Annotated in this window: 10 protein-coding genes; 3 read left to right on the top strand and 7 right to left on the bottom strand. The window is 57.6% G+C overall.

The annotated features are described in order from the left end of the window. Positions 1-26: 26 nt before the first annotated feature. The gene (locus E4P01_RS08555; protein WP_216090805.1) at positions 27-5,198 is read left to right on the top strand and encodes a DUF6543 domain-containing protein; all 5,172 of its coding nucleotides are present in this window, start codon (positions 27-29) and stop codon (positions 5,196-5,198) included. A 53-nt stretch (positions 5,199-5,251) separates the two neighbouring features. Here the strand turns inward: E4P01_RS08555 and E4P01_RS08550 are convergent, their stop codons facing one another. The 4 genes from E4P01_RS08550 to E4P01_RS08535 all read right to left on the bottom strand — a co-directional run bounded on the left by E4P01_RS08550 (position 5,252) and on the right by E4P01_RS08535 (position 8,782). After that, on the bottom strand, positions 5,252-6,376 hold the full coding sequence (locus tag E4P01_RS08550; RefSeq protein WP_216090806.1) for an OpgC domain-containing protein: 1,125 nt from the start codon (positions 6,374-6,376) through the stop codon (positions 5,252-5,254). A gap of 132 nt (positions 6,377-6,508) precedes the next feature. Further along, positions 6,509-6,805 carry a cupin domain-containing protein gene (locus E4P01_RS08545; protein ID WP_122736110.1) on the bottom strand — a complete coding sequence of 99 codons (297 nt, stop codon included), beginning with the start codon at positions 6,803-6,805 and terminating at the stop codon, positions 6,509-6,511. 60 nt (positions 6,806-6,865) lie between these two features. After that, positions 6,866-7,150, bottom strand: a complete 285-nt coding sequence (locus E4P01_RS08540; protein ID WP_078820384.1) for a putative quinol monooxygenase — start codon at positions 7,148-7,150, stop codon at positions 6,866-6,868. Between the two features lie 12 nt (positions 7,151-7,162). Then, on the bottom strand, positions 7,163-8,782 hold the full coding sequence (locus E4P01_RS08535; RefSeq protein WP_032877564.1) for an FMN-binding glutamate synthase family protein: 1,620 nt from the start codon (positions 8,780-8,782) through the stop codon (positions 7,163-7,165). 238 nt (positions 8,783-9,020) lie between these two features. On the opposite strand from E4P01_RS08535, the gene E4P01_RS08530 reads away from it, so the two are divergent. Together E4P01_RS08530 and E4P01_RS08525 are read left to right on the top strand one after the other, a co-directional pair. Continuing rightward, the gene (locus E4P01_RS08530; protein WP_228309388.1) at positions 9,021-9,899 is read left to right on the top strand and encodes a hypothetical protein; all 879 of its coding nucleotides are present in this window, start codon (positions 9,021-9,023) and stop codon (positions 9,897-9,899) included. A gap of 177 nt (positions 9,900-10,076) precedes the next feature. Then, positions 10,077-10,346, top strand: coding sequence for a type B 50S ribosomal protein L31 (locus E4P01_RS08525; protein ID WP_078820386.1), 270 nt, complete (start codon positions 10,077-10,079; stop codon positions 10,344-10,346). 20 nt (positions 10,347-10,366) lie between these two features. On the opposite strand, the gene E4P01_RS08520 is transcribed toward E4P01_RS08525, so the two are convergent. From E4P01_RS08520 to E4P01_RS08510, 3 genes are read right to left on the bottom strand one after another with little or no spacing between them, the layout of a single operon-like run. After that, entirely contained in the window at positions 10,367-11,746 is a 1,380-nt protein-coding gene (locus E4P01_RS08520; RefSeq protein ID WP_032877560.1) for an ATP-binding protein, read from the bottom strand. After that, the gene (locus tag E4P01_RS08515) at positions 11,743-13,560 is read right to left on the bottom strand and encodes a DAHL domain-containing protein (protein WP_216090807.1); all 1,818 of its coding nucleotides are present in this window, start codon (positions 13,558-13,560) and stop codon (positions 11,743-11,745) included. The genes E4P01_RS08520 and E4P01_RS08515 overlap by 4 nt, the downstream gene beginning before the upstream one ends. Then, positions 13,557-14,492: a cytochrome c peroxidase gene (locus E4P01_RS08510; RefSeq protein ID WP_248129988.1), complete on the bottom strand. Its 936-nt coding sequence runs from the start codon at positions 14,490-14,492 to the stop codon at positions 13,557-13,559. Before E4P01_RS08510 ends, E4P01_RS08515 begins: the two co-directional genes overlap by 4 nt. Positions 14,493-14,518 lie beyond the last annotated feature (26 nt).

The raw sequence follows: 14,518 nt of genomic DNA, 5'->3' as shown, positions 1-14,518 counted from the left end.
AGCCAATCCGGCACGGAGAGCACTCGATGAGCACTGACACCCCACCGTATTTTTTCAGCGAAACCCAAACAGATCGCACGCAGCTAAGCGAGCGCCAACGCTCACGCAACTTTACCCTCAAGGACCTTGACTGGTTCGACTCGGTCTATCTGGCCACCGATGCTTTGCGGCGGGCGCACAAAGCGCCGATGCACGTCCAAACCCTGCAACTGAATGTGCTTGGTCAACCGGCTATTGAATTGGCGGGTGCATTCGTCATGAGCCCCGCCCCAGAAGGCGGGGTTGTTCTCTATACACCCGCTCGTGGTCTGGAAAAGCTGGAAAGCCATGAAATCCTCAAGACGCAACTGAAGTCGTGGCTCAAAGACTCGTCGCAGCGCCAAGCGTTGCTTGATTACCTTTCCATCTCCCAGCAAGTCACCCTGACGCCTACTGCAACCCTGACGATTACCGCACATACCGTGGCTGGCGCTGTCTTCGAAGCACAACATGCGACCCTCTCCAATAACCTGCTCGAAAATGCTCGTTTGATGCGCGAGGAGCTGCTCAAGCTGCCCAGTTTCACTTCTCTGCTGGATGAATACATTTCCTCCAAGTTGGCGCAGTCTTTTACGGGGGGCGATCAGCGCCAAATCCAAGTGCAGAGTTATGTCATCGACGCATCCAGCGAATCAGGCAATTCTGATTCGCCAACGTCCCGACACACGACCACCCGCTCCTTGAGCGAAACTGTCCTCAGGTATTTTGTCGCCAATGGCTGGCCTGTGGGTGAAACCCGGCGCTACCACAACCCCCAGCAGCCTACTCAGGAAGCTGATGATCAGTTGCGTTGGGACGTATCAGTCCAGGGATTGGCCCAGGGCTTGAAAGCATATATGAAGCAACAGCCCAAGACATTTTGGACGCTGCCGGCCGCCGCTGGGTTCTCACGGCTACAACTTTTTACCAACGCCATGGCCAATGCCTTTTTCACGGTGGCGCTGGAGCAACAACAGCAAACCACGATTACGGTTGAGCAGCGTCTGCAACTACAGGCCTTGCCGCTCAAGGCTGCGCTGCCTGCGACAACGCTTGCTCCTGCGATCGATGTTGAAAAGGCACTGCTGAGTGAGCCCGAACAGACCCCCGCCGAGCTGGCAGGCACACTTATCATCAGCAGTAACAAAAGCGACGATGGCTCGCCCTGGCTGCTCTATACCCCCCTCCAGGGCCTGCGATCGTTTACCGATCTGAGCGCCCTGAAAACCCACCTTCTCGATAGTCTCAACCCCCGGCAGCATGCCGATGCCTGGAGAAAGCATCTGTCCAGGCCGGAACGCTATAACGAAGTCGACCTGCTGGCCTGCGAAGTCACCAAAGGCCCCATCACCGGGGTTATTTTCCAACGCATCATGGAGGGCATCATTGAAAAGCAAGGTCGCAACCTTGAATACGCCCTCGATCAGTATCGCCTGAGCCAGGGCACGATGGACCTCGATGCCCTGGTTGATCATGTGCTGGATGTACGTGGAATGATTGATCCAACATTACTGACCTTCGAACCCATGGGGCGTTGGAGTACCCAGTTGACAGAGACCTGGACGGCGACGGTGACTGAACCCAGGATTCCACCAACGCTTGCTGCAATGCGCACAACGGTGCATTTACTCGAAAACGTCACTGCCGAAATCGAACAACACCTATCGTTTCGCCCCTCGCTGGAGCGTTCCGTTATCACCTATCTCAATACCAAACTGTACGCTATCAAGCAGCAAGAGTTGCAGGCCGCGTGTCTCTCGGTACGCCAATACAGCAACCCTTCAAATGGCACTGACAAACCTCAACTGCTCTCATCGAGCAGTATGGTCGACTATTTTCTGGCGCGCTTATGTGGCGAAGTGGGTCCACTCATCGATCCGCTTAACACTCACGTCTATTCAACCCCTCCTGGCAAACCCGCCACCAAGGTCTCAGGTATGGACGCCGCTACCTTCAATACGCTGATCAACAGTGCAGTCGGTGGGTTTAAACAGTACCTGCGTAGAACCCACAGCGTGTCCCCCAACATGCAGCCCTTGCTGAGAAAGGCAATGGAGATGGGCTTGACAGGGGAAGTGCAAGTCAGGCTTTGGAACAACGCTTTATTGCCCCTCGACTACGAAGTGCTTTTGACCGTGTTAGGTATTTACGCCAGAGACTTACGCCCTGGTGTCAATGGGTTCCGCCCTGATGCGTTTTCTTTGCAGGTCGTACCGACTGGGCAGAATACCCCGCTGGTACTCAATAACTGTTTCGTGCTGACCGAGCGCGGCGGGCTTGATCTTCGATATTCGGGCCGCACGCTGCTGTGGACGCCCGCGTTGGGCCTGGAAAGCTTCTGCTCATTGAATGACTTCAAAGCAGAGATGGATCGACGCCTGGCAATCCCGAACGAGCGACAGGCTTTCCTGGCGAACCTGGCGCCACCGGACTGGGAGGCACAACCGAGCTATGCATTCAGTTCCCTTGAACTGATCGAAGACAACCTCGTTGAGCACTTGCAACGAACCTACGCTCAACAAAAAGACCGTGAACTGGCGCAAATCCTGTCCATGCAGCTATCGGTCGATCAGTTGCGTAAGCTCTGGCAGGTTCAAGCCACACAAAGCCTGGCGCCCACCAACGTGCAGCGTGCCAAGGACATGGTCCAGGCCATGATCCAGCAACAGGGTTTGCAATGGTTGGGCAAAGCCCATGCTGTGGATCAACAGCTGTACGTCGAATTGCTGGAGCAGTATCGAAACAACGTCACCGACCATCAGGATTACCTGCACGGGATCGACTCACTGGCTCAGTTCACGCTCAAGAAACTCAGCACGTTACTCAAGGACCTTGACGTTCAGGACAGCGTCACACCTGATGAAGTCGAAGTCGGGCTACCGGCGCAGGGCAGTACACCTGCCCGCAACCAGTCGCTGCTGGACTATGCCTTGAGTCATCAGTCGTACTGGAAGGATGAGGTGCCCTTCTTCGCCAGCACCGGTACAACGCCGTTGCCATCCACCCTGGATGCGCAGACGCTGAAAACGCGGATACAGGCGTTGAACATCAACGCGGCTTACCAAACGTACATCAAGTCCTTCCTGGGCCCTGCCAGCCCGGACTTTGAGCAACGCTATACGCGATTCGCCAAGCAACTGCCGTGGCAATTGATGCAATACGCTCACGGCATGAGGTTGCAAGACCAGCTTTCACCGACGGCCTTCGGGCTCATTCAACAGATCATGGATATGCCCGATGCGATCGCCCGTGCGACAGTAGTGAATGCCAACGCCATGATCCGCCCTCTGGAACTGCTGGTGGATGACGGGAAGAAAACCATCAAGATTCCCGGGGCTTATTTGATCGGCTCCGCCTCCGGTGACGAGGGACCTCAAATCCTTTATGCCCCCTATAGTCCAGGCTACACCCTCAAGGAATATACCGTTGAGGCCGCACTCCGTGCTGAGTTGACAGCCGCCGGCGCCTTACAGCGTTGGGTTCGGCTGGGGGTCTCGACCGTTGACCAAGCGGCACTGACGAGCGCACTGGAGCAACCCCTGGCCAGCACCACCCTGCAGCTGGCAAGCAACCCCATCAACACGCCGCTGTTCAAACAGCTGTTCACCGACAATGTCGAGCTGCTGACAACGCTGCTGGGCTGCCAAAAAGCCGCTGATGCAGGCACTGCCTGGGATACGGCCAAGGCCGTGTTCTCTGAGAGCGTGCAGGCGGCCACTGTATTTTTTGCCGGCAAACTGGCCTACCCCCTGGTGGTCTGGCAGAGCTATAAACTGTTCAAGGCTTCTGCCGAGGAGCTGCAAAGCCACCAGTGGCATGAGGCACTGGGGCATTTCATCAGTGGTGTCGCCTTGCTGGCCGGTTTGAGCGATTCCATGCCTCCCGTATCAGAGGGCGGCATGCCCCCGGCACCTTCTACACCCGTGGCCTCTGTGGTGTCCTGGCCCGCGCTGGACATTACCGCTGCTTCCCGCACCCGGCTCCAGCGTTTTGAAGTCCTTGAGCCGAGCTTGGCCAGCCTGATCAAAGATACCTCACTCAACCTTTACCGGTCGGCCTCCAACCACTACTACGCGGCGGTGGCAGGGAAAGTGTTCGAAGTCATCAAGCATGGCCAGGGTTGGCGCATCATCGGTGATGGCGAAGTCGGTCCTGAGGTACAGCGCAACCCTCGACAACAGTGGATGCTCAGTAGCACTGACCCATTGCTGACGGGGCGACGAGCCATTGCGCGACTGACCAATCGCTTCTACTCCGAGCCATTTGCGCGCCCCAGCATGAATATATTGGCCAGCGGGATGCGCGAGATTCGAGCGCTATACGCTCAGGAATCGTTGATGATTACCGAAGCACTGGCATTGGCCACGTTTTATACAAAGAACGCCCAGGAAAACTTGCGCCTGCTCGCACAAACGCCCCTTGCTGCACCTGAGCTCGTCAAACAGATCAAAACGTTTTTTGGTTTGCAGACACTTGAGGCCGAACACCTTGAAAAAATTCAGGAGGTCGTCGACAAGGTGTGCAGCGCGCTGATGGAGCCTTCCCTGGCCTCGCCGAACTCAACGCGATTTGTCATTGGCCGCTCGCGGATGCCGGCACTTCAGGGGGTATACAAGGTGATGGCCTTTACGATTGTCCCCGACCCCCTTCAACTGGTGTACTTGACCGAGGCATTTTTCGTCCCAGGACTGAAATACAGTCATCTGTTGATAAAGCCGTTCTACGTCAATGTCCATGCCCGTGCGACCACCCTCATTCACGAAATCACTCATCATGTGTGTGCGACGTTGGACTTGGCTTACGTGCACTCCACCCATCCCTTCCATGACTTGATTGACCCTCAAACCACTGACGGCAATAGCACTAAGACAGTGTTGGAAAACCGCCAGCTTTCAAGACTGTCGCTCACTACGCCGGTTCAGGAGCTGTTTCAGGTTGTGGACATCGCCACCGGTCTCAAGTCTGATCCGAGCCTGGGCACGTCAACGGAGCCTGTTTTTAACAGGCTGCTCGCCGCTACGGGTACGCAAACCCTCAGCGATGCCCGGCGAATGTTCCGAACCGATCCGCTTAAACGCATCATTACGGTGCTTAACAACGCCGACTCTGTCGCCTACCTGATTGCACAATTGGGACGTCGAAAAGAGCTACCTGTGAGTCCAACCAGCGATTTGCCCTGATCCGAGAGGCACATTGCCGAACGCCATGCCCCGTTCGGGCATGGCGAGGTCCTTCAGGCGGGGCTGGCCTGCTTGGGGTGGGCCAGACGCTTGTTGAACTCCAGCCAAGCGGCCAGCAGGGCCATCACGCCAGCGCCCACCAACGCAGTGAAAATCTGCATGGAGAAGGCATCACCGGCCAGGGCATTGACCATATCCGCCAATGGCGCCAGCAGTACGCCCAGGCAGAACACTTCCAGCGAATAACGCCCCATCCGGCAGGTTTGCTGTGCTGGCCAGTTTTGTGTCCACGTGCTGCCCGGCAACAGTTTGGCGGTGACATAGGCCAGGGCCAGGAAGTGCAGCAAACGTACCGGCGACAGGTCAGTCTTGCTGATCGGGTACAGCCAGTTGCTGACGGTTGCGGGCATCACCGCGTCATGAACCTCAGGCCAGAACCACGACAGTGTGATCACACCGGCGACCAGCACATATACCAGCGCCGCGACAAACCGCGGTTGGCGCAGCAAGGGCCGCGCCTCCGGGGCTCTGGGCCGCTGGCTGTAAATCGCCGCGGCGCCCCCCAGCACAAACAGCAATTGCCAGGTAACAGGGTTGAAATACCACACGCCATCGGCAATGGCGCGCAGGTTCCAGCCCATCCACGGCGCCATCAGGTATACCACCAGCGAGACACTCACCACGGCCCAGGGCGCGTGCACCATCAGCGGCAGCACCACGGACAAACCAGCCAGCAAGACGATGTACAACGGCAACGGATCCATCAGGTTGGGCTTGAAGCGCAACAGCAGTTCGTCGGTCAGTGCCTGTTGCGGGTGGGTGACGAAGTGCGTCAGGCCCATCTCCGCCACCAGGTCGCGGGTTTCTACATGGTTGTTGGCGAAGAACACGATACCCATCAGCATGGCCAGCAGGAAAATATGCACCACATACAACACCCAGGTGCGGCGCAGGATTTTCAGGCAGGCCATCCAATAACCTTCTCGCTGCATGACCTTGCCGTAGGCCAGCACCGAGGCGAACCCGGCGAGAAACACGAAGACCTCCGCCGCGTCGCTGAAGCCGAAGTTGCGCAGAGTGATCAGGCCAAGAGGGTTGTGGGGGACGTGATCCCAGAAAATGAAGATCAACGCCAGGCCCCGAAAAAAATCGATGCGCGGGTCGCGTCCGTTCAGCATGGCAGCGGGCTCTTGAACAAGTAGTTGAATGACGATAGGTGAGCGCGCGCGTTGTCGTACGCGGCACGTCGAGCGGGCGCAGGTTGGCGGTATTTGTAAGCAATTGCAAAGGTTGGATATTACTGAATGTCTCTAGACATCAATGATCACCAGAATGCCCCGGCTGCCGGTGAGCACACCGTGGGCAGTGCCGGCCTCCACGAGGTACATCTGGCCGGCATCCACCCTGATGACTTGATCACCGATGCACAGGTGCAAGTACCCACTGATCACCAACAACCCTTCGTTGTAGCCGTGGGTTTCTTCCTCGTACGCCTGCTCATCCATGCGCAATACTTTGATCCGCGCCGGGCCAACCTGACCCAAGCGTGTGGATTTCCAACTGTCGGGCAATTGCGCGGCGATTGCAGCGAAGTCCAGTAACGGCATGTGAATCTCCTTGTTTCAACGATGCCGTCGGTGGTCCGGTTCAGCAGGCGGTAGGTCTTGTCAGAAAGCATCCATCAACAAGACCCGGCACGGCTTGGCTTGAAGCTCATTGATCTGCGGCACCAACCGTTTGAAGTGCTCGGTCTGGCAGTGCGCATCCAGCGCCGCCTGATCAGGCCATTGTTCGATAAAGATAAAATGCCCTGGGTCTTTTTGATCGACAAACAGATCGTAGGCAACGCACAGCGGTTCCTGGCGGGTTTTTTCCACCAGTTCGGCGTACCACGGGCGCACGGTTTCCAGGTGCTCTGGCTTGATAAAGTCTTCAGCGATGACTTTCAACATGGTAGGCGTCCTTCAGGCAGCAGCGGTTTCATGGGGCTCAAAACTGTCTGCTCGCGCCATCTGCCACATGCGCGAATAGAACTCGCCGTTCACGTCTCCCGTGAGCAATTCGCCGGGCTTCAAGAACACATGCAGCTGCGAGAACAGTTTGATCTCTGTTGCCGACATGCGTCGCACCAAGTGCTTGGCCGACAACTGCGACGGATGATCCAGGCCCGCGGCGGCAAGCATTTCGGCCAGGGCGTGCAGCGTGTTGCGGTGGAAGTTGAACACACGCTGGGCCTTGTCCGGCACGACCAAGGCACGTTGGCGCAGTGGGTCTTGCGTGGCCACGCCGGTCGGGCATTTGTTGGTGTGGCATGACTGGGACTGGATGCAGCCAATGGCGAACATGAAGCCACGTGCCGAGTTGGCCCAGTCGGCGCCGATGGCCAGGACGCTGGCGATATCGAACGCACTGACAATCTTGCCGCTGGCGCCGAGTTTGATTTTGTCGCGCAGGTTCAGGCCCACCAGGGTGTTGTGCACAAACAGCAAACCCTCACGCAGCGGCACGCCGATATGGTCGGTGAACTCCACGGGGGCTGCGCCGGTGCCACCTTCCTTGCCATCGACCACGATAAAGTCGGGGAGGATGCCGGTTTCGAGCATGGCCTTGGCGATGCCCATGAATTCCCACGGGTGGCCCAGACAGAACTTGAAACCCACGGGTTTGCCGCCGGACAGTTCACGCAATTGGGCGATGAAGTGCATCAGTTCGATGGGCGTGGAAAACGCACTGTGGCGTGACGGCGAGATGCAGTCTTCGCCCATCATGATGCCGCGGGTGTCGGCGATTTCCTGGGTGACCTTGTGCTTGGGCAGGATCCCGCCATGGCCGGGCTTGGCACCCTGGCTCATCTTGATTTCAATCATGCGCACTTGCGGGTTTTGCGCCTGCGCGGCAAAGCGCTCCGGGTCGAAACGGCCGTCGCTGGTGCGGCAGCCGAAGTAGCCGCTGCCCAGTTCCCAGGTCAGGTCGCCACCGTTTTCACGGTGGTAGGGGCTGATGCTGCCTTCACCGGTGTCGTGGGCAAAGTTGCCGAGCTTGGCGCCTTGGTTGAGCGCGCGAATCGCGTTGGCGCTCAACGAGCCGAAGCTCATGGCCGAGATGTTGAACACCGACGCCGAGTACGGTTGTGTGCACTGCGGGCCGCCGACCATTACGCGAAATGCGCTGGGGTCGCTCAACGGTGCCGGGCGCATGGAGTGGCCGATAAATTCGAAGCCCGACTGGTATACATCGATCAAGGTGCCGAAGGGCTTGTCTGCGGTTTCGTTCTTGGCGCGCGAATACACCAGCGAACGCTGGGCCCGAGAGAAGGGCAGGGCGTCGCTGTCGGATTCGAGCAGGTATTGGCGGATTTCCGGGCGGATGCCTTCCACCAGGTAACGGATATTGCCCAGGATCGGGTAGTTGCGGCGCACCGCGTGGGGGCTTTGCAGCAGGTCGAAAATGCCGATCAGGCTGAGGATGCCGGTGACCAGAGTAATGGGCCACAACCATTCGTGTTCGATAAAGGGCAGGCTGGCGAGGGTGAAAATGACGCACACAGCAAAGAAGGCGTAGCGGCTTAACAAGGACAGGCTCATACGGTTTCCTTGGGTTCGGACTCTTCAGGTCGATCACCCATTCTGCACCTCTGGATTAAGCACGGACAAGGATTGATCGCTCAGTCGCGTATTTGTGCGTCTATGCATCAGTCCAGACAAAAAAAGCTATCAGCCTCATAGAGGAACTTATGACTGCCCAATCACCATTCATCGAATGTAAGACTAAGGACGCTGTTACTCAGAAGGAATGTATAACCACAGAGCAAGAGACTTACCTATGTCTATATCGATATCGGCATCGAACAATACTCATCATGCCTCGATTTATATCCCGATCATTCCCAACTGGGATAAGAGCCAATTAACCGGCTCCCAACGAGAGCAAGTCGCCCAAGAACATCAACGAATGGAAGGTATCGAGAAACCTGAGCGGAATGTGAGTCGCAAGCCGGAAATCTCCACTGGCCGTCCACCGGGTGATACCCGCACTGCGGACGAAATCATCAACGACAATCCGATCCTCAAAAACCTCGGCCATCAAAAAGATATTAATCGTCCATTGGCTTACAAACTTCTGGGTGATTGGACGAGTAACAATAAAGACCCTGAGTCACGAGCGGATGCCGCATTCAACGCTGCGCGGGTGCTTAACTATATCGATACGTCTTTATCGACTACAGGCGAACACCGAGGCAAAGCCCATGACAATGGCGACCTTGAAGGCATCACCCGTAGCGGTGATGCGCGGCACGGCACGCCGGCAGGCATGTGGAAGGACTTTACGGAGCAAGGTTATTCAGCCCTACGGCACCATCACCGCTTGGACAGTACCAACGACCGCCATGTCACCCAGGGCGGCGCCAACAAGGATAACCTGCAGCATGTTTCCGGTAAGATCGGCAAGAGAACCTGGTTTATCCCGGGGCTGAGCAATATTCTCCTGGGCATCAGCGACTCAAATGCGGGGTTGGCGGAGGCTGTGAAGGGGGCCAAGAAGGGGTTCGATAAAACTCGGGCTGATGGTTTTGACCAGGCACTTTTCAGTGCTGCGAGGGGGAATTTGGTGGGGGTCGTTCAAGGCTATGTCAACGCAGTGAAGCACAACGAAGCCACGCCTGATTTGGTTAAGTCAAAACTCGGGGCGACCGGCAGTTGAGTCGGATTGGTTTGAACCGATGAGCTCAATCATGGATTAGCTCGATTTCCTGGAAAGGGACTTCCAGGAACGCCTGGAACGTTTCCAGCGGTTATTATTGCAATCGGTTCTCGTTTGCAGGGGTATTTAGTGTTACTGTATAACGCGTCTAATGCACCCAAACGCCCCGGAGGCCTTATGAAAGCTGGTATCCACCCCGACTACCGCACCGTACTGTTCCACGACACCGCCGCCGACGTGTACTTCCTCATCGGCTCCACTGCCGACAGCGACCGCACCCACACACACAGCGACGGCAACACCTATCCCTATATCCCGTTGGATGTTTCAAGTGCTTCGCACCCGGTCTACACCGGCCAACAGCGCAAGACCCAAGCCGAAGGCCGCATTGCCGGCTTCAACAAGCGCTTTGCCTCGTTTGGGTCGACCCCGAAAGCCGACGCGTGAGGATGATTCGGCGGCGTGCCCTACGCCGCCTTCTGGCGAATCGGTAACACCACGCGAAATGTCGTGCCCCTGCCCAGTTCGCTGCTGACGGAGATATCCCCGCCGTGTTTCTTGATGATGCCGTAGGACAGTGACAATCCCAGTCCAGTCCCTTCGCCCACAGGCTTGGTGGTAAAGAACGGGTCGAAAATCTTCTGTAAGCTTTCAGGGGCAATTCCGCAGCCGTTATCGGCCACTTCCAGCCAGATATTCTCGCCTTCCACGCCGTTGCTGATGGTAATGGTGCCACGCTGGGGCCCCATGGCCTGGGCCGCATTGATCACCAGGTTCATCACTACCTGATTGAGCTGCGAGGCCAGGCATTCGATGTCCGGCAGGGGCGTGTAGTGCTTGACCACGTCGGCCTTGTACTTGAGTTCGCTGGCGACGATGTTCAGGGTCGAATCGATGCCTTGCTGCAGGTCAGCCAATTGCCAGGTCTGGTCGTTATCCACGCGTGAGAAGTTCTTCAGGTCTTTGACGATCTGCACGACACGGCCAATCCCTTCCTTGGATTCGCGGATCAGGATCGGTATGTCTTCCTTGAGGAAATCCAGTTCCAGGTCGGTGCGCAAAACCTTTAGCTGATCCCGCTGTTCTGGCGCCGCGAGGTGTTCCTCGCTGCGTTGATAGGCGTCGAGCATCTGTTGCAGCTGCGTGAAGTAGCTGTCGAGCGTGCTGAGGTTGGAGGAAATAAACCCCACCGGGTTGTTGATTTCATGGGCGACGCCGGCGGCGAGCTGCCCAAGGGAGGCGAGCTTTTCCGACTGCACCAGTTGGCTTTCCAGATGCTTGCGCTCGTTGATTTCCAATTGCAGCGCCTGGGTGCGTTCTTCAACCAGTTGTTCCAGCAGAGATGTTTGCAGCGACGCACGCCGGGCCATGTCCCATTTATTAGCCAGGGTATTGGCCATCTGTTGCACTTCAATATTGTCGAACGGTTTTTTCAGGATCAGCAAACGGTCATGGGCCTGCAGGCGCAACAGCAGGTCTTCCCAGGAGTAATCCGAGTACGCGGTGCACACCACCACTTGCAACTCGGGTGCGACCTGCCATAACGCCTCGATCGTCTTCGCGCCGTCCCAGCCTTGGGGCATGCGCATGTCAACGAACGCCAGTGCATAAGGACGCTGCTGCGCCATGGCGCTGGTGAGCAAGCCCAGGCCCTCTTCGCCGCCATAGGCCGAATGCAGTTCGAACGCCTGGGCCTGGGGCTTGGCCGCGTCACCAAACAGTGCCGACTCCATGTCATCCAGCGCCTGGTTGGGCGCAGTATCCGGCATCAGGATCTTGCGAAAATCCTCATGAATGGACGGTGTGTCATCGATCAGCAGGACGCGCCGGTTGGGAGGTTGGTTCATGAGCTGCTTCCGGCAAGGGTCAGGGGAATGGTCAAGGTGAATACCGCGCCGAGGCCCGGCCCGTCGCTGTGAGCACTGAGCTGGCCGTGCATTTGCACCGCGGCCAGGGCGCAGCTGTGCAGGCCGAAGCCATGGCCTTCTTTGCGCGTGGTAAAACCATGGGTGAAGATCCGTGTCATGTTCTCGGGTGGTATGCCTTCGCCATCGTCCTTCACACTGATCTTCAAGGTATCTTCACCCTGGGCCTCGACCTTCAGCGTGATTTGCCGTGGCCTCTCGGAAAGGTTGGACATGGCGTACTTGGCGTTGCTGATCAGGTTGACCATGATCAGCAGCAGGCGATGCTTGTCGCCGAGGATCTGCGGTACCTGTGCGTATTCCTTGACCACAGTGACGTGGTGACGGCTCAGCGCGCCGGCGTTCATGCGCAGGGCATCGTCCATCAAGGCGCCGATATTGATCGGCTCCAGCAATGTGGCGGCGCCGGCATAGGATTGCTGGGTCGAGACGATGTCCTTGATGTGATCGATGCTTTTGCTCAGTTGCGCCAGCTCATCGCTCATGCCCTGTTGCTCCACGGCGATCGCTTCCACCAGTTGGTTGAGGTAGCCGGGCAGCAATTTGCCCTTTGCATCTTCGGTGAGAAAGGTGCCCAGGTCGCCCTGGTGTGCGTTGATCAGTTGCATCGCTTTGCCCAGGCCCAGCGCTTTGCTGCTGCGCAGTTTACGGCTGACCAGCTCGGCAGAAATATTCACGCTGTTGAGCACGTTGCCGACGTTGTGCAGCACGTTGGTGGCGATCTCTGCCATGCCTGCCTGGCGGGCGCTGTCCAGCAGTTCGCTCTGGGCATCCTTGAGTTGTTGGGTGCGCCGTTCCACCCGTTGCTCCAGGGTTTCGTTGGCCGATTGCAAGGCGCGATTGACGCGGTTGATCTCGGCGAAACTGCGCAGCAGACGCACCGCCAGGTAGAGCAACAGCACCACCAGCAGCGTCGAGAAGATCAGCAGGTAGCGATGATATTGATGGTCAACGAGGTCCGCGGTCTGCTGGTCCTGATTGAGGTGGGTGGTCAGGTCATCGAGGCGCTCGGCCACCGGCACGGCGGCAATGCGTTCGAGGAGGCTGTTGACCAGCGGCTGCTCGCGCAGGATCAGCGAAATATGGTTGCTGAGGATCTCCACCGGCGCCTGGAACTCACTGGGCAGGCTCTGTTTGTTGATCGCCAGTTTGCCCAGGCCCACCAGGATATCGGCGGCGCGTTCATCGCTGGTGACCTGGGCAAACTCCAGGCTGCTGAGCAGCAGGTCGTAAGTGTCGGTGGCCACGCCTTGCACTTGCAGCCGGCCTTGATCGTCAATCTGGTTGAATTGGGCTTGAATGTCGTCTTCGGCGGTCGGCAAAAACGCCAGCGAGTTGCGCAATACGGCGTTGTGGGACTTGAACTGATCCACCAGCCGGGCTTTTTCCTGGATAGCGGCCACATACGCTGCCTGGCTGGCTTGCCAACTCGGCAGGTCGGCAGGGTTGTGGTAGGTGTCGCGGCCTTGTAGTTCAGACCAGATACGGGTCATGTCCGAGAGGGGCGTGACCAGCGGATCGTAGTTGTGGGTAATCGCGATCCGGGCCTTGAGCACTTCACTGTCCCATTGGGCATTGAGTTGCTGAAGCTGGCGGATCAGGTCCCGGGACTGGGTATAAGTGGCTGTTTGGTCGCGGGAAGATTTGAGGTACAAAAACACCAGTGTAGAGGCCAATAACAAGGCTATCAGGCCCAGCAGCATCTGGCTGGCACGACGGCGCGAAAAACGTCTCATAGCGGCTTGCCCGCCCATTCGCCGGTCAAGGTTCTGAGAAACTGGATAATCAGCTCCTTGTCTTCCTGAGAAGGATTGCGCCCCAACTGATACTTGAACATCACGTCAACCGCCTCTTCAAGCGTCTTGGCCGAGGCGTCGTGGAAGTAAGGTGCGGTGACGGCCACATTGCGCAGGCTGGGCACCTTGAACACGTGGCGGTCCTCTTCATCGCCGGTCAGCAGGTAGCGGCCCAGGTCCGATTCGACCGGGTTGCCTCGTGCCTTGAAGTAATCGTCCATCACGCCGAATTTCTGCAACATATTGCCGCCGATATTCACGCCCTGATGGCAGGCAATACAGCCGTACTCCTTGAAACGCTGGTAGCCGTATTTTTCCTTGATCGTCAGTATCTCGGTGTTGCCCAGCAGGTACTGGTCGAAGCGCGAGTTGGGCGTCAGCAGCGTGCGCTCGTAACTCGCCAGCGCATCCTGCACGTTGGCGGCACTGACGCCATCGGCATACACCTGCGCGAAGGCGCGCTGGTAATCAGGGTGGGCGGACAGGTTGTATTCCACAGCTTTCCAGTCGCTGCCCATTTCCACCGGGCTGATGACCGCGTGCTCGATCTGCGCTTGAAGGGTGTCGACCCGGCCATTCCAGAACTGCTTGAAGTTCAGGCTGGCGTTGAACACGGTGGGCGTATTGAGTGGCACCGGCTTGCCATCCAGGCCAAGGGAGAAAGGTTTGTTGTCGGCGCCGCCGGTTTCCAGGTGATGGCAGCTGGCGCAGGACAAGCTGTTATTGGCCGATAAGCGTGGCTCATTGAACAGCCGACGGCCCAGCTCAACCTTGGCCGGATCCTGTAGGGGAACACTCGGCAACGGCTTTAGGGCTTCGTCCAGCGGTGCGGCCGCGAGTACTGCGCCGGTGCACAGGCCCAACGCGAGCACAAGGCTGAATCGGGTAGTTGAAACGT

Origin of the sequence: Pseudomonas sp. NCIMB 10586, from assembly GCF_023127895.1 — a bacterium.
Lineage (GTDB): Bacteria > Pseudomonadota > Gammaproteobacteria > Pseudomonadales > Pseudomonadaceae > Aquipseudomonas > Aquipseudomonas synxantha_A.
The sequence above is the reverse complement of the archived record's forward strand: the minus strand, read 5'-3'. Positions and strand labels throughout refer to the sequence as shown.